This is a genomic window from Bacillus sp. NP157 (genome assembly GCA_018889975.1).
Taxonomy (GTDB): domain Bacteria; phylum Pseudomonadota; class Gammaproteobacteria; order Xanthomonadales; family Rhodanobacteraceae; genus Luteibacter.
Genome location: CP076546.1, coordinates 57,029 through 75,487, shown reverse-complemented (window position 1 = coordinate 75,487; position 18,459 = coordinate 57,029). Strand labels below are relative to the sequence as shown.

The following is an 18,459-nucleotide window of genomic DNA, read 5'->3' as shown; positions in this document are numbered from 1 at the left end:
GGCGCCGGCACCTGCTGTGTTTAAGCAACCCTATTCGCGCGCAGGCGCGCTCCTACAAGGGCCGCCGTGGCGTCGGGCCGTCCAACCCAGCTTGCGGGAACGTGGAGGAAGAGCCCTCGGCGCCTACCCTCGAGGCGAGTTCGTGGCGGCGAGGGGGCCGGGCGGAAGAAGCCCGAAGGGGGCCGGCCACGATGGCCGGCCGTTTCTGCCGAGACAGGATGTCGAGTCAGAAACCTCCGCCCGGCACCCGGTGCGCGGCCGCAGGCCAATAAGAAGACGGGCTGCGGAGCAGCCCCTCCCTATCGCACGCCAGAACGCTGTTTGAGCAGCGAGGGTAGGCGCCGAGGGCTCTTCCCGCCGCAACGCCCGAGCGCCGAGCGGAAGTCGGCCCCCCGCGCCTCGCCGTGGGCCCCTGAAAAAACTACAATATTCCCTTTTCGCCTGCCAAATCGCGACGCCCACGCGGCCCGCGCCGGGAACCCCAGCATGGACAAGAGTTTCGAACCCAGCCAGATCGAGTCGAAGTGGTATGCCCAGTGGGAAGCCAACGGCTACTTCAAGCCGTCCGGCAAGGGCACGCCCTACACCATCATGCTGCCGCCGCCCAACGTCACCGGCACGCTGCACATGGGCCATGCGTTCCAGCACACCATCATGGACACCCTGGTGCGCTACCACCGCATGCGCGGCTACGACACCCTGTGGCAGCTCGGCACCGACCACGCCGGCATCGCGACCGAAATGGTCGTCACCCGCCAGCTCAACGCCGAAGGCAAGCAACGCTCCGATTTCGATCGTGACGCGTTCATCGCCCGCGTGTGGGAGTGGAAGAAGGAATCCGGCGGCACCATCGGCCGCCAGATGCGCCGCATGGGCGTGTCCGGCGACTGGAGCCGCGAAGTCTTCACCATGGACGAAGGCCCGTCGAAGGCCGTCCTCGAAACCTTCGTGCGCCTGCACGAAGAAGGCCTGATCTACCGCGGCCAGAAGCTGGTGAACTGGGATCCGGTGCTGAAGACGGCCGTGTCCGACCTCGAGGTGGTGAGCGAGGAAGAAGACGGCTCGATGTGGTCGATCCGCTACCCGCTGGCCGATGGCTCGGGTGAGCTCATCGTCGCCACCACGCGCCCGGAAACCATGCTGGGCGATGTCGCCGTGGCCGTGCATCCGGACGACGAGCGCTACGCGCACCTCATCGGCAAGATGCTCGCCCTGCCGCTCTCCGATCGCCAGATCCCGATCATCGGCGACGACTACGTCGAAAAGGATTTCGGCACCGGCTGCGTGAAGATCACCCCGGCGCACGATTTCAACGACTACGCGATCGGCCAGCGCCACAACCTGCCGATGATCAACATCCTCACCGACGAGGCCGCGATCAACGACGCCGCGCCGGAGAAATACCGCGGCATGGATCGCTATGTCGCGCGCAAGGCCGTGCTCGCCGACCTCGAGGCGCAGGAACTGCTGGTCGAGACGAAGAAGCACAAGCTGCAGGTCCCGCGCGGCGACCGCACCGGCCAGGTCATCGAGCCCTACCTCACCTGGCAGTGGTTCGTGAAAATGGACACGCTGGCCGCACGTGGCCTCGAGATCGTCGAGGAAGGCAAGGTCCGCCTCGTCCCGGAAAACTGGATCAACACCTACCGCCACTGGATGACCAACATCCAGGACTGGTGCATCAGCCGCCAGCTCACCTGGGGCCACCAGATCCCGGCGTGGTACACCGACGAAGGTTCGATCATCGTCGCCCACGACGAGGCCGAGGCAGCCAAGCTCGCCGCCGCGCAGGGTTACACCGGCGCCCTGCGCCGCGATGCCGACGTGCTGGAAACCTGGTTCTCCTCGGCGCTGTGGAGCCACAGCACGCTGGGCTGGCCCGATCCGCAGGCACAGGCCGAACGCGGCTTCGATCGCTACCTGCCGACCAGCGTGCTGGTCACCGGTTTCGACATCATCTTCTTCTGGGTCGCCCGGATGATCATGATGACCGACCACTTCACCGGCGAAGTGCCGTTCAAGGACGTCTACTTCACGGGCCTGATCCGCGACAAGGACGGCCAGAAGATGTCGAAGTCGAAGGGCAATGTGCTCGATCCGCTCGACATCATCGACGGCATCACCCTGGATGACCTGCTGGCCAAGCGCACGCGTGGCCTCATGCAGCCGAAGATGGCGGAGAAGATCGAGAAGGCCACGCGCAAGGAATTCGCCGAAGGCATCCCCGCCTTCGGCGCCGACGCGCTGCGCTTCACCTTCGCCTCGCTCGCCACGCATGGCCGCGACATCAAGTTCGACCTCGAGCGCGCCGCCGGCTACAAGGCCTTCGTCAACAAGCTCTGGAACGCCTCGCGCTTCGTGCTGATGAACCTCGGCGACGGCCCGGTCGCGAAGGTCCCGCCGTCCACCGAAGCCGAGCGCTGGATCCTCACCCGCCTGCGCGACACGCTGGCCACGGTGAAGGAACAGCTCGCGCTGTACCGCTTCGACCTCGCCTCGCAGGCGCTGTACGAGTTCACCTGGAACGAGTTCTGCGACTGGTTCCTCGAGCTGTCCAAGCCCGCGCTCAACGGCACCGACGAAAGCGCCATCGCTTCGACCCGCTACACCCTGGCCCACGTGCTGGAGACGCTGCTGCGCGCCCTGCATCCGCTGATCCCGTTCGTCACCGAAGAGATCTGGCAGAACGTCCGCCCGCTGCTCAGCATCGACGGCGAGACGATCATGCTGCGCCCGTACCCGGAAGCCGACGAGATCGAAGGCGATGCCACCGCCACCGCGGAAGTGGAATGGATCAAGGACGTGCTCACCGGCGTCCGCCGCATCCGCGCCGAGATGAACATCGCCCCGGGCAAGGTCATCCCGCTGCTGTTCGCCGACGGCGATGCCGCCGATCGTGCGCGTGCCGACAAGTTCTCCGCCCAGATCGCCTTCCTCGGTCGCGTCGAAACGCCGGCCTGGGTCGACGGCGAGGAACCCGCCGCGGCCGCCGCCGTCATCGGTGGCATGCGCGCGCTGATCCCGCTGGAAGGCCTCATCGACGTCGGCGCCGAGAAGACCCGCCTCGCCAAGGAAATCGCCCGCATCGAAGGCGAAGTCCGCAAATGCGAAGCCAAGCTCGGCAACGCCAACTTCGTCGCCAACGCCCCGGCCGAAGTCGTCGAACAGGAACGCCAGCGCATCACCGACTGGACCCGCCAGGCCGATGCCATGCGTGAGCAGGCCCGCAAGCTGGGCGCCTGAGGACTGAACTGACGGGCCGCGCTCGGGCGGCCCTGCTCCGCGCGGCGCTCGTACGTGGTCGCAGGACAGCCCTCGGTGCCTACCCTCGCTGCTCAGACAGCGTTCTGGCGTGCGACAGGGAGGGGCTGCTCCGCAGCCCGTTTCTTTATTTGGCCGTCGGCCGCGCACCGGGTGCCGGGCGGAGGTTTCTGACTCGACTCCTGTCTCGGCAGAAACGGCCGGCCGTCCTGGCCGGCCCCCTTCGGGCTTCTTCCGCCCGGCCCCCTCGCCGCCACGAACTCGCCTCGAGGGCAGGCACCGAGGGCTCTCCTCATCCTTGCCGCGAGATTTGTACGTAGGAGCGTGCCTGCGCGCGAACCGACTGCTTCGCTTCGGGCGAATGAGGCTATGGATTGATGCAGGCCAGCGGTTCACCCGACCACATCGTTGTTCGTGGGTTATGGAAGCGGTGAAACCAGCGCACGTCTCCGACTTGGTTCGAAGGCATTCGGCAAGGACGATGACTCACGCTCCTGCATCACCGCGCTGTTGGCTGTTCGCGCGCAGGCGCGCTCCTACACGAGCCGCCGGCCGGTGGCGTGGCTGTCCAATCCGGCTTACGACACGGATGAAGAGAGCCCTCGGTGCCTACCCTCGAGGCGAGTTCCGCACAAGCGAGCGCCCGTAGGGCAATAAGTACATGGGCCGCGGCTGCGGCCAACCTTATCGAGCGCGGAGGACCTGTCTGAGCAGCGAGGGTAGGCACCGAGGGCTGTCCTGCGACCACGCCCGAGCGCCGCGCGGACGGCCACCACGCGCAGACGCGTACAGGGGCCGAGGTTCGGCCGGAGGCCGTCAGGCATGGCCGCCGAAGGCGGCAACCGCTTGATTACATGTCGTGCTTGGTGACGTCGAAGCCGCCGCGTTTGTACTCGGTCCAGCGGGCGCGCGAGCCCTCGCGTTCCGCCGGATCCGCCGCGACGACTTCCAGCACGCGATCGAACTGCCCCGGCGCGCAGGTATCGCGCAGGTTGATCACCATCGGACGATCCGCGACCTCCACCCCCGGCGGCACGATCAGCACCGCCGTATTCGCATCGTCGTCATCCCCCGCCAGCTGGTGGGGAATGAACGCATCCTCGTCGAATGCCCACAGGTACTCGTCGATCGCCTCCGCCTGCTCGAAATCCCGCGCCAGGATCAGGGTCGGCTGCTGGGCCCCGAACGCGCGCCTGGCGAGTTCGCAGACCAGCAGCAGGGGATCCTCGCGGAAACGCGGCTTATCGATCAGGTAGAAGTCGGCGCGCGGCATCGTCAGCGATCAGCCGGCCGCGCGATCGAGCAGCCACTGCGCCAGCAGCGGCACCGGGCGGCCGGTGGCCATGCCCTTGCGGCCTTCGTCCCATGCCGTGCCCGCGATATCCAGGTGGGCCCAGCGACGGCCTTCGGTGAAGCGCGCCAGGAAGCAGCCCGCGGTGATCGCACCGGCGTACTTGCCGCCGATGTTGGCCACGTCGGCGAAACCCGATTCCAGCTGCGACTGGTAGTCATCCCACAGCGGCAGGCGCCAGGCGCGGTCGAGGGTTTCTTCGCCGGCGGCCAGCAGTTCGGCCGACAGCGACTCATCCTTGGTCATCAGGCCCGTGGCGTGCTTGCCCAGGGCGACGACGCAGGCACCGGTCAGGGTGGCGGCGTCGATAATGGTGTGCGGGTCGAAGCGCTTGCCGGTGTAGGTCAGCGCGTCGCAAAGGATCAGGCGGCCTTCGGCGTCGGTGTTCAGCACCTCGATGGTGATCCCGGCCAGGCTGGTCAGCACGTCGCCCGGGCGGTAGCTGTTGCCGTCCGGCATGTTTTCCACGGCCGGGACGACGCAGACCAGGTTCACCGGCAGCTTCATCTTCACCGCGGCGGCGAAGGCGCCCAGCACGCCGGCGGCGCCGCACATGTCGAACTTCATCTCCTCCATGCCCGGGCCCGGCTTGATGCTGATGCCGCCGGTGTCGAAGGTGATGCCCTTGCCGACGAAGGCGTACGGCTTCTCGCCGTCCTTGCCGCCGTTCCACTGCAGGATGACCAGGCGCGGCTGGTTGGCCGAGCCACGGGCCACGGCCAGCAGCGAGCCGAAGCCTTCGCGCTCCATGTCGGCGCGATCGAGCGCCTCGAAGGTGACGCCTTCATGGGCCTCGGCGAAGGCCCGGGCCTGGTCGGCGATGTAATCCGGGTTGCAGATGTTCGGCGGCAGGTTGCCCAGCTCGCGGGCGAAGCGGACGCCCTCGGCGATGGCGCGGGCCTGGGCCAGGCCGGCCTCGGCGTCGGCCGGACCGGCGAAGCTGACCGAAGCCAGTTCGGGCTGAGCCTTGTCGCGCGGCTTCAGGGTGGCGGTGTAGCGATAGGCGGCATGGTCGGTGGCGAGCGCGGCCACGCGGGCCTTCCAGGCGGCGTCGCGGCCCGGCACATCCACCTCGGTGAGCCAGCTGCTGGCCTCGGTCACCGGCAAGCGGCCGATGGCGCGGGCGGCTTCCAGGGTCACCCGCTGGTAGCGGGCGGTGTCGAAGGTCTTCTGGGCGCCGAGGCCCACCACCAGCACGCGGGCGGCGGCGATGCCTGCCGGATGGAGCAGGGTCACGACGTTGCCGACCTTGCCGGTGATGTCCCCGGCCTCGACCAGGCGCTTGATCGCCCCGCTGGCGGCGGTGTCGATCCGCGCCGCGGCGCTGGTCAGGACACCGTTCTCATAGACACCGACCACCGCCACGGGGGTGGCTGCGGACTCGGGAGCGTTGGAACCAAGGCTGAACTGAACCGTCATGACTTACCGTCCTGCGAAAGCCTGCCGGGGCCCGGACAGGCTAGACTTAAGGTTTGCCGGCTGGGACTGGCGCGGCACGAACCGCGAATTCTACCAAATGCTCAGCATCCTCGACCGTTACTTCCTTCGCGAACTTGCCTACGGCATCCTGGCGACCGCCGTGGTGCTCCTGGTGATCTTCGCCGGCGGCGCCTTCGCGGGCGTTTTGCAGAAGGTCGCCAACGGCAGCATCCAGCCCAGCATCATGTTCGAAGTGCTCGGCCTGCAGATGCTGGACCTGCTCTCGACCCTGCTGCCCATGGCCGCCTTCCTCGGCACCCTGATCGCCCTGGGCCGGATGTATCGCGAAAGCGAGATGCACGTCCTGGCCTCCTCCGGCATGGGCCCGCGCGGCATGCTGCGCCCGGTGGTCCTGCTCGCCGCCATCACCACGATCCTGGTCGGCATGCTGTCCCTGTGGCTGGGCCCCTGGTCCGCCCGCACCGCCGACCAGGCCATCGCCGCGGCCAACAAGTCGGTGATCGCCGCCGGCCTCGACGCCGGCCGCTTCACCGAGCTGCCCGGCAAGGGCGGGATCATCTTCGTCGACACCCTCAGCCGCGACGGCACGGTGCTGGGCAAGACCTTCCTGGCCACCGACCGGGTGGATTCGGACGGCAACCCCCAGGTGCGCGTGGTCAATGCCAAACATGGCCAGATGTACCAGGAGAGCAACGGCCAGGACCGCTTCCTCGCCCTGTTCGACGGCTGGCAGTTCGAGATCCCCCTGGGCGGCGACAACTGGCGGCGTATGAAATACGAGCGCAACGACGTTTCGCTGTCGAACATCAGCGATGACGACGACGATACCGATCCGGCCCACGAGTCCACCACGGTGGCGCTGTTCAAGGCCGGCACTGCCGACGCCCTGGGCGAACTGGTGTCGCGCTTCGCCGCGCCGGTCTCCACCCTGGTCCTGATGATGATGGTGCTGCCGATGTCCCGCCAGGCGCCGCGCGATGCGCGCTATGGCCGCCTGCTGGTCGCCGTGCTGTCGTACTTCCTTTACGTGGTGTGGCAGCTGATCGCCCGCACGCAGATCATCAAGGGACACCTGCATACCTCGGTGCCGATCTGGGTGCTGCATGCCATCGTGTTCGCCATCGCGGCCTGGTTCTTCTGGAAACAGAACGCCCCGCGGCGCGTGAAGGGAGCCGCATGATGGCCACGCTGACCATCAAGCGCGCCGACCGGCTGATCGGCGCCAGCGTCCTCGGCACCCTGCTGCTGGTGTGGCTGGTGCTGACCGGTTTCGATTCGCTGCAGCAGTTCGTTCGCCAGCTCGGCAACATCGGCAAAAACGGTTTCAGCCTCTACGACGCCATCGCCTACATCATGCTGACGGTGCCGCGGCGCCTCTACCAGATGTTCAGCAACGCGGCGCTGATCGGCGGCCTGCTGGGCCTCGGCGGCCTGGCGGCCACGGGGGAGCTCACCGCGTTGCGTGCCGCGGGCATGTCCAAGCTGCGCATCGCCGTGTCGGCGGTGGGCATCGTGGCGGTGATGACGGTGCTCGTCGTGATCATGGGCGAGACAGTGGCCCCGTACGGCGACCAGCATGCCCAGGCGATCCAGGTGCGCATGCGCTCCAGCAACCTGGGTTCGACCAGCAGTGGCCTGTGGGCGCGCGACGCCGGCAAGATCATCAATGCCAAGAGCGCCATCGCCACCCAGGACGGTGACCGCACCACGGTCAAGCTGGTCGACGTGCGCGTGTACACCTTCTCGCCCGATGGCGAGGTCGCCGAGTTCTCGCACGGCGACAGCGCGATCCACGATGGCAGCCAGTGGATCATGACCAACGTGCGCACGAGCACGCGCAACGACGCTGGCGTCCATTCGATCACCGCGCCGACGCAGACGTGGCAGTCGCGCCTGAACCCGCACGTGCTGGAACAGTCGATCATCCACCCCGAATACCTATCGATGTCCGACCTGCGCCGCAACATGCGCTACCTGGAATCGAACGGCCAGAACCCGGGCGCCTATGCGGTGGCGTTCTGGGGCCGCGTGATCTTCCCGCTCAACGTGCTGGTGCTGGTCCTCTGCGCCATGCCGTTCGCCTTCGGCTCGCTGCGCTCGGGCGGTTTCGGCAAGCGCCTGTTCATCGGCATCATCCTCGCGATCGGCTGGTACTTCCTGCAGGGCGCGATGGTGAACTTCGGTACCGTGTACGGCTTGCCACCGCTGATGGCGAACCTGCTGCCAACGGTGTTGCTGGTGGTCGGCGCGCTGGGCTACTTCAAACGATTCGGCTAGCCAACTTACACGACAGCCTCCAGCACCGCGGCGAGGTCATCGCCGGTCAGGGGCTTGCGCAGCAGCGCATCCATGCCTGCCGCGCGGATCGCATCCAGCTCGTCGCCTGCCGATCGCGCCGTCACCGCGACGATCGGCATGGCAGCACAGCGCTCCATGCGCCGGGCCATCCGCGCCACCTGGAAGCCATCCACGACGGGCAAGTCGAGATCGAGCAGCATGGCATCGAAGGGCGTGATCGCCAGTTCGGCCAGCGCGACGAGGCCATCCGCCAGCACCGTCACATCGTGGCCGCGCTGGCTTAGCAGCCCGGCGATCACTTCGGCGACCACCGCGTCGTCCTCGACGAGCAGCACGCGGTGGCCTTGCGTCGCGGGGTCGGCAAGCACGGGCACGATGCATGCTCCCCCTGCGCAGGTGCAGGCGGGCAGCGGCAGGGTGACCATGAAGGTGCTGCCCATGCCGGGCTGGCTCTCGACGGCGATGCTGCCGCCCATCAGGGCACAGAGCTCGTGACAGATCGCCAGGCCCAGGCCAGAGCCTTCGCCGCGTTGCCGCGTGCCGCCCTGCTCGAAGCGCGAGAACAGTCGGCCCATCAGGGCGTCGTCCATGCCCGGCCCGGTATCGCGCACGCTGAGCAGCAAGCGCCCTGCTTCGCCACCGACATGCACGGACACCCCACCGCGTTCGGTGAACTTCACCGCGTTGTTGACGAGGTTTTGCAGTACCTGGCGCAGCCGGACCGGGTCCGCGCGTACCGCGCGCGGCACCGACGCTTCCACGACCATCGACAGCGACAGGCCCTTGGCTTTGGCGGCCGCGGATGCGAGATCCACTGCCGCCGCCGCGATCGATCGTAGCGAAACGCATTCGGGTTCGAGCACCAGCCGGCGCGCCTCGATGCGGGTCAGGTCCAGCGCGTCGTTGACCAGCCGCAGCAACATGGTGCCCGAACGACGCACGGCTTCGATGTAGCCACGCTGGGTATCGTCGAGCGGCGTGCGCGCCATCAGTTCGGCCATCCCAAGCACGCCGGTCATGGGCGTGCGTATCTCGTGGCCCAGCGTGGCCATGAAGTCGGTCTTCGCGGCATTCGCCTCTTCGGCCAGCCGTCGCTGTTGCTCGGCCAGCTGCACGCGCATGGCCTGGCGCAGCCGGAAACGCGTCGCGTGGACGCCGGTGGCGATGGACGCGAGCGCCGCGACGGCGTAACCCAGCCACGCCCACCAGCGCAGCCATGGCGGCGCCTGCACCTCGACGGAGAGCGGACGAGCCAGCTGGCCGTCCACACCATCGCGGCCGCGTCCGGCGATGGCCAACCGATAGGTACCGGGCGCCAGCGGCGGGAGGGTGCCGTCGCCTTCCTTGCCTGCATGCACCACCGAAGAGCGCCCGTCACGCTCGAGCGTAAAGGCCAGGTGGTTACGATCCGGATTGACGTAGGAAAGGGTGCGGGCACGCACGACCAACTCCCGATCGTTCCAGGCGACGTGCAGGGTGTCGCCCGTCGCCGGCAATGCCATGCGCGTGCCGCCGCGCAGGACACTCGCACCCAGCAAGGCGATACCCGGCCGCCGGGAATGGTCGCGCTGCTGGTCCGGCCGGAATCCGACCAGTCCACCCAGGGTCGCACCGTACATCGTGCCATCGGCAAGGCGGACAGTCGTGGCGTGGGTGAACTCGCCGTTGGCGAGGCCGTCGGCGAGGCCGAAGGGCCTGAACGTGCCGGTGCGTGGATCGAAGCGCCATACCCCCGTCTGCCCGTACAGCCATAGCCGCCCGCCGATGTCGCGACGGATATTCAGGATGTCGGCCGATGGGTAGCCCTGTGCGCCGCCGAGCGTGCGATCGAGCAGTGCACGCGTGCCTTCCCACGTGTAGTGCTGGAGCGCGTCCGGCCGCACGACCCAGAACCCGTCGTCGTCCGGTTCGAACGCGCTGATCCGGCCAGGCGCGACGCCCTCGATATAGTGCATGCGCCCGTCGCCACGATCGCGTCGCGCGAGGCCGGCCACGCTGGCCTGCCAGAGATCGCCGCCGACGATTTCGATCTGCCGGGTATCGGTGGAACCGCGACGTGCCTCGGCGAACGCCAGGGGCGCGGCATGGCGCAATGCCGGGTCGAGCACGAAGACGCCGGCGCCCAGCGCCGCCACATACACCTTCCCATCCGGTGCCTCGGTCAGGCTGGTCACTGCGTGCCTGATTTCGCTGCGCAGCCACGGTGCCGCATGCCCGCGATGGATCCGGGTGAGCCCTTCGACCGTCCCGGCGAGGACGTCGCCCGCGCGCGTTTCCAGCAGGGCCTGGATGCGCATGGGCCCGACGTCGTATGCCTCGCCGGTGCGACCGGTGGCCGGATCGAACGAGCGGATCCAGCCGCGCAGGCCGCCAACCCACAGCTGGTCGTCGCCATGCGCGGCCACCGCCGTCACCGTGCGCCCCGGCAGGCTGGAGGGATCCGTCGCCACGTGGGCGAAGCGGGTGAAGTCCTCCCAGCTCGGCCCCAGGTAACCGAGGCCACCGTCGTTCAGTGCGAACCACATCCCGTGCTCGCCGTCTTCCATGATGCCGCGCACGGAGCGGCCGGGCAGCCCGCCCTGCGCCGTCCATACACCGGCGACCGGGTGGATCCGGCCGTGGCGATCCAGCATCAACAGGCCGTCGAGGCTGGCCACCCAGGTGGTGCCGTGGCTGTCGGCGAACGCCGCATAGATCGGCGTGTCCGGCACGCGGCGATCGCGCCTGAAGGTGCCGTCGGCGCCACGTCGGTAAAGTCCGCGCACGGTCGAGACCGTGAGCTCGTCACCACGGGCGTCGATGTGCAGCACGCGCGGCGGCGAAGATTCCTCGAACGATGCCCGCGCCACGCTGCCATCGGCGGCGACGATGTCGATGCCGCCGTCCCCGCCGACCCAGACCCGGCCGGAGGCGTCGGCATGCAACGCCTGTACGGAAACGGACGCCAGCCCGCGTGGGCCCGGCGCCACGTGCTCGAGCGATCCGTCAGGGTGGATCCGGTCAAGCCCATCGGCGGTGCCGATCCACACCGAGCCGTCCCCGGCCTCGGCAATCGCGCGCACGTCGGGATCGACCAGGCCATCACGCCAGTGGACGAAGGCGGCGCTTGCGGGGTCGTAGCGGGCCAGCCCGAGTTCGGGGCCACCCATCCATACCCGGGCGGTGCGGTCGACCATGAGCGCGGAAACCGCCATCCCGGGAAGGGACTGGCCGCCTGCCTGCCCGAGTGCAGGCACAGTAAACGAGACGCCATCGAACCGGGCAAGGCCCGACGCGGTGCCGACCCAGACGAAACCCTGGGCATCCTGCACCACCACGTTGACCTTGCTGCTGGGCAGGCCTTCGTGCAGTCCGTAGCTACGGAACTGCGGGGTGGGCACCGGCGGCATGCCGGCGTGTACGGGTTTAAAAACGAGCGCCGCGTATGCGATCGCTGCGAGAATCCATCTCGTCATGACGTGACTGCCTACGCCGATGTCCTGAATGTGAAGACGATGATGGCATGCAGTCAGCGCGGGGCCGAGATGGCGGCGCCCACGTGTTCATGTAGGCCTTCGCTGATCGCTAGCCCTAGAATGCGGGCATGTCATCCCGACTCCGCCTGCTCGTCGCGGCCATCGGCATCGCCGCCCTGGCCTGGCTCTCCTTCGCCACGCTGGAGCGTGCGCTGGCCCTGGCCGAGCGCTTCATGGGTTTGCCGGAGGGCCTGCGCTGGCTCCTCGGCACGTTGCTGCTGGCCTTGCTGTGCGCAGGCGTCGCCGCCGGCATCTGGTGGTTGCGGCCGCGCAAACCACGCGCGCCCATTCAGGCACCGGACCGACCCAGCCTCGAAGTACGGCTATCGGCCCTGCGCGAAGATGCACCCGGTGTTGAGGAACTTCGCAGCGAACTGACCGAACTCGATCATCGTCGCGGCAGCGAACGCCTTTACATTGCCGTGTTCGGCGAGATATCCACGGGCAAGTCCGCGCTGGTCGCCGCACTGGTGCCCGGCGCGACGGTGCACAGCGATGCACGCGGTGGCACCACGCGCGTGGTCGGGCATTTCGAAGGCAACGCACCGGATGGCCAGGCCTGGACGGTGGCCGACGTGCCCGGCACGGCCGAAGCCGACGGCGATTCACGCGAGCGGATGGCCCGCGAAGAAGCGCTGCGCGCACACGCGGTGGTCTACGTCTGCGCCGGCGACCTGACCCGCGCGCAGGCAAGCGAACTGCGCTGGCTCGGCGATTTCGGCAAGCCGCTGGTGCTCGCCGTCAACAAGGCCGACCAGTGGCACGACGACGAACGTGCACAGATCCTGCGCCACCTGCATGCGCATGCGGATGGCGTGCCCGATGCGATCGTGATGCTGAGCGCGGGTGGCGAAGAGCAGTTCACCCGGCGCCTGGCCGACGGCAGCAGCGAAGACGTGCGGCGCCGGCGCAAGCCCCAGGTCGACGAACTCATCGCCGCGCTGCGCCGGTTGCTGGCGGCGGGCCCCACGGCGCTGGAACCCGCGCGGGAGAACGCGGTGCTCGCCGGGCTGCACGAGCGCACCGCCGTGCTCGAACAGGCCCAGCGCGCCGCAGAAGCCGAACGCATCGTCGCGCGCTATGCACGCCGGGCGATCGTCGGCGCGATGGCCGCCGTGGCCCCCGGCACCGACCTGGTGATCCAGGGCGCCCTGGCCACGGGCATGGTCCGCGCGCTGGCGGCGGTTTACAACGTGCGTATCACCGACGTGGAAATCGAAGGCCTGCTCCGCCAGGTACGCATGACCTTGCGAACCGGCACGTCCGTGGTGCTGGCCGTGGCAGGCAACGCGCTGAAGGCGTTCCCGGGCCTGGGCACGCTGGGCGGCGGCGTCTTGCACGCCTTTGCCTACGCGCTGATCTTCGACAGCCTGGGCAAGGCGCTGGCCGCCACCCTCGCCGAGCGGCAGGAGCTGGACCAGGCCACGGCCGCGGAGCGCATGCGTGAATTGCTCGACGACACCCGGGGCAACCGGTTGCGCCAGCTGGCGGAACTCACCACGGATGCCCTGCGCCATCGCTGAGTGAACGATCCGTTCGCGGCGCGCAGGCTGACAAGGCCGGCGCCGTCGGCCACACTCTTTCCCACCGGCCGCCCACCTGGCCCCGTGATGGAGCAGGTTCCCACAATGCGCCACGCCCTCCTTCCCGGCATGCTCGTCCTCGCTGCATGGACCGGCACTGCCCATGCGTCACCCCAGGTGTACCGGATCGATCCGGTGCATAGCGCCGTGGTATTCAACGTGGACCACAATGGTTTTTCCCGCTCGTTCGGCCGCCTGCGCATCACCGACGGCACGATCCGCTTCGATCCGGACAACTGGCCGGCCTCCTCGGTGGATGCCACGGTCGACCTGTCGTCGGTCGACATGGGCGATCCGGACTGGGACAAGGCCGTGCGTGGCAGCAGCCTGCTCGATGCGGATCGCGGACGGACCGCGCGCTTCACCAGCGACTCGGTGGAGAAGCGCAGCGACGAGGAAGGCGTGGTGCACGGCAAGCTCACCCTGCGCGGCATCACCCGCCCGCTCGACCTGCCCTTCAGGGTCAACCGGGTCGGCAAGACGATCTACGGGCTGCACACCACGGCCGGCTTTTCCTCCAACATCGTCATCGACCGCACGACGTTCGGCATGACATCCAACACCGGCTCGATCGGCACCCCGGTGTCGGTCTGGCTGGAAATCGAAGCCATCCGCGGTGCCGACGCGCCCGCCAGCCACGACAAGGACACCCCCGATGCCCACGCGCAGTGAGCCCACCCGCTGGAGCACCGTCGCCAAGACCTTCCACTGGTTGATGGCGCTGTTGATCCTCGGCAATGGCGCGTTCGCCTTCTGGATGGACGGCCTTAAGCCGTCGCTCAACAAGATCAACATGTTCGCCCTGCACAAGTCGATCGGCCTGACCGTGCTCGCGCTGTTCCTGCTGCGCCTGCTGTGGCGCGCGATCGACAAGCGCCCGCCGGACGAGCCCGCACCACGCTGGCAACAGCTTGCCGCGCACGTGGTGCATGGCTTCCTGTATGTGTTGATCGTGTCGATCCCGCTCAGCGGCTGGGCCTTCAACTCGGCGCACGGATTCCCGCTGCAGTACTTCAAGCAGTTCAACCTGCCGGCGCTGGTCGACAAGAACGAAGACCTGTCCAACCTGCTCGGCACGGTGCACGTCTACCTGTTCTGGCTGCTGTTGCTGGTGCTGGTCGCCCATGTCGGCGGCGCGCTGAAACACCACTTCATCGACCGTGACGACACCCTGCGGCGCATGCTCCCGTTCGGACGTGCGAAGCGAAACACCCCCACCCCTTCCGGAGACACGCCATGATCCCGTCCGTTCGCCGCCTGACCGCGCTGGCCCTCGCGCTCGCCCTGCCGCTTGCCGCCACCGCGGCGGATTACAAGGTCGGCCCGGGTAGCACGCTCGGCTTCAGCGGCAAGTTCCAGGGCCAGCAGTTCGACGGCTCGTTCGGCAAGTTCGATGCGGCCATCAGCTACGACCCGGCGAACGTCGCCACGGCGAAGTTCGACGTCACCGTGGACGTCGCGACCGCGAAGACCGGCGACGGCGACCGCGACAGCGCGCTGCCCACCGCGGACTTCTTCGACACGTCGAAGTTTCCCAAGGCGCATTACGTCACCACCGGCTTCAGCAAGGACGCCAAGGGCGACGTCATCGCCAACGGTAACCTCACCCTGCATGGCGTGACCAAGCCGCTGCAGCTGAAGGTCGTGTTCAACCCGGCCGCTGGCGGTGCACGCCTGTCGGTCACCGGCACCCTGAAGCGCCTCGACTTCGGCGTGGGCAGCGGCCAGTACAAGGACACGTCGACGATCGCCGACGAAGTGCTGGTCAACGGCACGCTCAACCTGCAGCCGAAGTAAGCGATGACCGAAGGCTGGCGCGATCGCCTGCGCGGCTTCGCCGGCCGCTTCCGCCGAGGCCGCGTCGACGCGCCCGCGGCGGACACGCGTGGCGGTGCCGTGGGCGCCAGCCTGCGCGGCCTGCTCGACGATCCGGCCATCCCCGCGGATGTTCGCGCGGCGATGGCCGCGGATTTCCGCCGCGTGGAAGACATGCTCGAGCGGATCGAGCGCGAAGAACTGCACGTGGCTGTCTTTGGCCGCGTCTCCGCGGGCAAGTCGGCACTGGGCAACGCCCTGCTCGGGCGCGACGCCTTCGCCATGGGCGTGCTGCACGGCACGACCACCGAAGCCGACGCGGTGCGCCTCGATGAAGCGGCGCATGCCGGCCTGGTCCTTATCGATACGCCGGGCATCAACGAACTCGGTGGCGAAGCGCGCGAAAAGCTCGCCTTCGACGTGGCCGAAGTCAGCGACCTGATCGTCTTCGTCGCCGACGGCGACCTCACCCGCGAAGAACGCGACGCCCTGCGCACGCTCGCCGCGACCAGCCGGCCGTTGCTGCTGGTGCTCAACAAGTCCGATCGATACGCCGACGACGAACGCGACGGCCTGCTCGACCGTCTGCGCGAACATGCCAATGGCCTGGTGCGTCGCGAGGACGTCCTCGCCGTGGCGGCGCGGCCGGCACCGCGACTGGTCGTCGAGGTCGACGCACTCGGCCGTGAACAGCGACGCAGCGAACCGCGCGAAGCCGACGTCGCCGCGCTCAAGGCCCGGCTGGTCGCCATCGCCGAGCGCGAAGGCAAGGCGCTCTCCGCGATCCATGCCGGCCTGTTCGCCGGCAAGCTCACCGACCAGATCAGCGCACGCATCGCGGCCACCCGTCGCGACGCCGCCAGCGGCGTCATCCGCCAGTACTGCATCGCGAAGTCGGTCGCGGTGGCATTGAATCCGATCCCGGTGGCCGATCTGCTGCTCGCCGGCGGCCTGGACGCGGCCATGGTGGTGCAGCTAAGCCGGGTTTACGGCCTGCCACTCACCCGCGCGGAATCCGGACGCCTCGTCGCGGTCATCAGCACCCAGCTGGCCGCGCTGATGGGCGCGGTCTGGGGCGTGCAGTTGGTCGCGTCCGCGCTCAAGGGCATCAGCGGCGGCCTGTCGATCGTGGTCACCGCGGCCGCCCAGGGCGCGCTGGGCTGGTACGCCACCGTGCTGATCGGCCGCGCCGCGGAACGCTACCTCGTCGCCGGCAAGTCCTGGGGCGAGCAAGGCGCCAAGCGCGCCGTCGCCGACGTCGTCGCCAGCCTCGACCGCGATTCGATCCTGCGCGAAGCGCGCGAAGAAATCCTGGCGCGCCTGCGCAAATAAACCGCACGTGCGACCGCTTCTGTAGGAGCGCGCCTGCGCGCGAAAAGCCAATGGAACGGTGTAGCGGTCAGCTTGGGTTGTTCTGAAACGATCTAGCGGTCATTCCGGGTTGTTCCAGAACGATATAGCGGTCAGTCTGGTTTGTTCCACCCACCCCAATTCGCGCGCAGGCGCGCTCCTACACGAGTTCCTTGAGGGCTTCGGCATCGAACGGCCAGTCCAGTTCCAGCCCGTCGCTGCGGCGCAGCACGGGCACGCGCGCGCCGTAGCGCGCTTCCAGCGCCTCGTCGTCATCGATCCACACGGAGGAGAACTCCGGGAAACGCACGCTGGCGAGCAGGCCAAGTGCCTGGTCGCAGAGGTGGCAGTCGTCGCGCTGGAAGAGTGTGAATGCTTGCATGCGGTGGTGTATGGGGTGGCGGGGCCGTCGGGCGTAGAATAGCCGGCTATTCCCCATAGCCAACCCCACTCCAGCCATGGCAGTCAGCGTTTTCGACCTTTTCAAGATCGGCATCGGCCCGTCTTCGTCGCACACCGTCGGTCCGATGCGCGCAGGCGCGCGCTTTGCCGAGCACTGGCTGGAGGAGAAAGGCGTGCTCGAACGCGTGGCGCGGGTGCGCTGCGAACTGTTCGGTTCGCTGGCGATGACCGGCCGCGGCCACGGCACCGACAAGGCCGTCCTGCTCGGCTTCGAAGGCGAATGGCCCGACCGCGTCGATCCGGACAGCATCCCGGCCACGCTGGAGCGCATCCGCGCCAGCAAGCGCATCCGCATCCTCGGCCGGCACGAGATCGCCTTCGACGAAAAAGCCGACCTGGTCTTCAACAAACGCCAGAAGCTCCCGTTCCACACCAACGGCATGCGCTTCTCCGCGTACGACGCTGCCGGCAACGAGCTGGCCACCCGCGACTATTACTCGGTCGGCGGTGGCTTCGTAGTCAACCCGGACGAGGCGGCGGAAGACCGCATCGTGGCCGATACCAGCGAGCAGCCCTTCCCGTTCTCCACCGGCGACCAGCTGCTGGCGCTGTGCGCCGAACACCAGCTCAGCATCGCCGAGCTGATGATGCACAACGAAAGCATCTGGCGCCCGGAAGCGGAAACGCGCGCCGGCCTGCTGAAGATCTGGAAAGCGATGCAGGATTGCGTGGCACGCGGCCTGCGTTCGCCGGGCGTGCTTCCCGGCGGGCTGAAGGTGAATCGCCGCGCACCGGCCATGGCCGCCGAACTGCGTGGCCAGCCCGAAGCCGCCCTGCGCGATCCGCTGACCATCCTCGACTGGGTGAACCTGTACGCGCTGGCGGTCAACGAAGAGAACGCCGCCGGTGGCAGCGTGGTGACCGCGCCGACCAACGGCGCGGCCGGCATCGTCCCCGCCGTGCTGCACTATTACCGGCATTTCTGCCCGAACGCCTCGGAAGATGGCGTCATCACCTTCCTGCTCACCGCGGGCGCCATCGGTATCCTCTACAAGGAAAACGCCTCGATCTCCGGTGCCGAGGTGGGTTGCCAGGGCGAGGTCGGCGTCGCCTGCTCGATGGCCGCCGGTGGCCTCGCCGCGACACTGGGCGGCAGTGTCACCCAGGTGGAGAACGCCGCCGAGATCGGCATGGAGCACAACCTGGGCCTCACCTGCGATCCGATCGGCGGCCTCGTGCAGATCCCCTGCATCGAGCGCAACGCGATGGGCGCGGTGAAGGCGATCAACGCCAGCCGCATGGCGCTCAAGAGCGACGGCAAGCACCACGTGTCGCTGGACAAGGTCATCGCCACCATGCGCGACACCGGCCGCGACATGAAGGACAAGTACAAGGAAACCTCGCGCGGCGGGTTGGCGGTGAACGTTATCGAGTGCTGAGGGGG

General features: G+C 68.1%; 13 protein-coding genes. 9 read left to right on the top strand and 4 right to left on the bottom strand.

Features of this window, described 5'->3' with window-relative positions; translation table 11 throughout:
• The first annotated feature begins 486 nt into the window (after nt 1-486).
• The gene (locus KPL74_00345; protein QWT20476.1) at nt 487-3,243 is read left to right on the top strand and encodes a valine--tRNA ligase; all 2,757 of its coding nucleotides are present in this window, start codon (nt 487-489) and stop codon (nt 3,241-3,243) included.
• A gap of 868 nt (nt 3,244-4,111) precedes the next feature.
• Here KPL74_00345 and KPL74_00340 read toward each other — a convergent pair.
• On the bottom strand, nt 4,112-4,534 hold the full coding sequence (locus KPL74_00340) for a DNA polymerase III subunit chi (protein ID QWT20475.1): 423 nt from the start codon (nt 4,532-4,534) through the stop codon (nt 4,112-4,114).
• A gap of 9 nt (nt 4,535-4,543) precedes the next feature.
• Nucleotides 4,544-6,031 (bottom strand): leucyl aminopeptidase, encoded by a 1,488-nt coding sequence (locus KPL74_00335; protein QWT20474.1) that lies wholly within the window; start codon nt 6,029-6,031, stop codon nt 4,544-4,546.
• A gap of 97 nt (nt 6,032-6,128) precedes the next feature.
• On the opposite strand from KPL74_00335, the gene lptF reads away from it, so the two are divergent.
• Nucleotides 6,129-7,232 (top strand): LPS export ABC transporter permease LptF, encoded by a 1,104-nt coding sequence (gene lptF, locus KPL74_00330; protein QWT20473.1) that lies wholly within the window; start codon nt 6,129-6,131, stop codon nt 7,230-7,232.
• Nucleotides 7,232-8,329, top strand: coding sequence for an LPS export ABC transporter permease LptG (lptG, locus tag KPL74_00325; GenBank protein QWT20472.1), 1,098 nt, complete (start codon nt 7,232-7,234; stop codon nt 8,327-8,329). Before lptF ends, lptG begins: the two co-directional genes overlap by 1 nt.
• A gap of 5 nt (nt 8,330-8,334) precedes the next feature.
• Here the strand turns inward: lptG and KPL74_00320 are convergent, their stop codons facing one another.
• The gene (locus tag KPL74_00320; protein QWT20471.1) at nt 8,335-11,805 is read right to left on the bottom strand and encodes a response regulator; all 3,471 of its coding nucleotides are present in this window, start codon (nt 11,803-11,805) and stop codon (nt 8,335-8,337) included.
• A 128-nt stretch (nt 11,806-11,933) separates the two neighbouring features.
• Between KPL74_00320 and KPL74_00315 the strand changes: the two genes are divergently transcribed.
• The 5 genes from KPL74_00315 to KPL74_00295 all read left to right on the top strand — a co-directional run bounded on the left by KPL74_00315 (nt 11,934) and on the right by KPL74_00295 (nt 16,595).
• The gene (locus KPL74_00315; protein ID QWT20470.1) at nt 11,934-13,388 is read left to right on the top strand and encodes a 50S ribosome-binding GTPase; all 1,455 of its coding nucleotides are present in this window, start codon (nt 11,934-11,936) and stop codon (nt 13,386-13,388) included.
• A 105-nt stretch (nt 13,389-13,493) separates the two neighbouring features.
• Nucleotides 13,494-14,120, top strand: coding sequence for a YceI family protein (locus KPL74_00310; protein QWT20469.1), 627 nt, complete (start codon nt 13,494-13,496; stop codon nt 14,118-14,120).
• Nucleotides 14,104-14,688 (top strand): cytochrome b, encoded by a 585-nt coding sequence (locus tag KPL74_00305; GenBank protein QWT20468.1) that lies wholly within the window; start codon nt 14,104-14,106, stop codon nt 14,686-14,688. The genes KPL74_00310 and KPL74_00305 overlap by 17 nt, the downstream gene beginning before the upstream one ends.
• Nucleotides 14,685-15,245 carry a YceI family protein gene (locus tag KPL74_00300; GenBank protein ID QWT20467.1) on the top strand — a complete coding sequence of 187 codons (561 nt, stop codon included), beginning with the start codon at nt 14,685-14,687 and terminating at the stop codon, nt 15,243-15,245. The genes KPL74_00305 and KPL74_00300 overlap by 4 nt, the downstream gene beginning before the upstream one ends.
• A 3-nt stretch (nt 15,246-15,248) precedes the next feature.
• Nucleotides 15,249-16,595: a GTP-binding protein gene (locus KPL74_00295; protein QWT20466.1), complete on the top strand. Its 1,347-nt coding sequence runs from the start codon at nt 15,249-15,251 to the stop codon at nt 16,593-16,595.
• Between the two features lie 178 nt (nt 16,596-16,773).
• Here KPL74_00295 and KPL74_00290 read toward each other — a convergent pair whose 3' ends face one another.
• Complete coding sequence (locus KPL74_00290) at nt 16,774-16,995, bottom strand: glutaredoxin family protein (protein QWT20465.1); 222 nt, start codon at nt 16,993-16,995, stop codon at nt 16,774-16,776.
• Nucleotides 16,996-17,071: 76 nt separating this feature from the next.
• Here KPL74_00290 and KPL74_00285 point away from each other — a divergent pair, with 76 nt between their 5' ends.
• Complete coding sequence (locus tag KPL74_00285; GenBank protein QWT20464.1) at nt 17,072-18,454, top strand: L-serine ammonia-lyase; 1,383 nt, start codon at nt 17,072-17,074, stop codon at nt 18,452-18,454.
• Nucleotides 18,455-18,459 lie beyond the last annotated feature (5 nt).

Excerpts from the sequence above, each read along its gene's own strand:
- KPL74_00295 (QWT20466.1), top strand. The coding sequence starts at position 15,249 with ATGACCGAAGGCTGGCGCGATCGCCTGCGCGGCTTCGCCGGCCGCTTC.
- KPL74_00320 (QWT20471.1), bottom strand. The coding sequence starts at position 11,805 with ATGACGAGATGGATTCTCGCAGCGATCGCATACGCGGCGCTCGTTTTT.
- KPL74_00335 (QWT20474.1), bottom strand. The coding sequence starts at position 6,031 with ATGACGGTTCAGTTCAGCCTTGGTTCCAACGCTCCCGAGTCCGCAGCC.
- KPL74_00310 (QWT20469.1), top strand. The coding sequence starts at position 13,494 with ATGCGCCACGCCCTCCTTCCCGGCATGCTCGTCCTCGCTGCATGGACC.
- KPL74_00285 (QWT20464.1), top strand. The coding sequence starts at position 17,072 with ATGGCAGTCAGCGTTTTCGACCTTTTCAAGATCGGCATCGGCCCGTCT.
- KPL74_00340 (QWT20475.1), bottom strand. The coding sequence starts at position 4,534 with ATGCCGCGCGCCGACTTCTACCTGATCGATAAGCCGCGTTTCCGCGAG.
- lptF (QWT20473.1), top strand. The coding sequence starts at position 6,129 with ATGCTCAGCATCCTCGACCGTTACTTCCTTCGCGAACTTGCCTACGGC.
- KPL74_00315 (QWT20470.1), top strand. The coding sequence starts at position 11,934 with ATGTCATCCCGACTCCGCCTGCTCGTCGCGGCCATCGGCATCGCCGCC.
- KPL74_00305 (QWT20468.1), top strand. The coding sequence starts at position 14,104 with ATGCCCACGCGCAGTGAGCCCACCCGCTGGAGCACCGTCGCCAAGACC.
- KPL74_00300 (QWT20467.1), top strand. The coding sequence starts at position 14,685 with ATGATCCCGTCCGTTCGCCGCCTGACCGCGCTGGCCCTCGCGCTCGCC.
- KPL74_00290 (QWT20465.1), bottom strand. The coding sequence starts at position 16,995 with ATGCAAGCATTCACACTCTTCCAGCGCGACGACTGCCACCTCTGCGAC.
- lptG (QWT20472.1), top strand. The coding sequence starts at position 7,232 with ATGGCCACGCTGACCATCAAGCGCGCCGACCGGCTGATCGGCGCCAGC.
- KPL74_00345 (QWT20476.1), top strand. The coding sequence starts at position 487 with ATGGACAAGAGTTTCGAACCCAGCCAGATCGAGTCGAAGTGGTATGCC.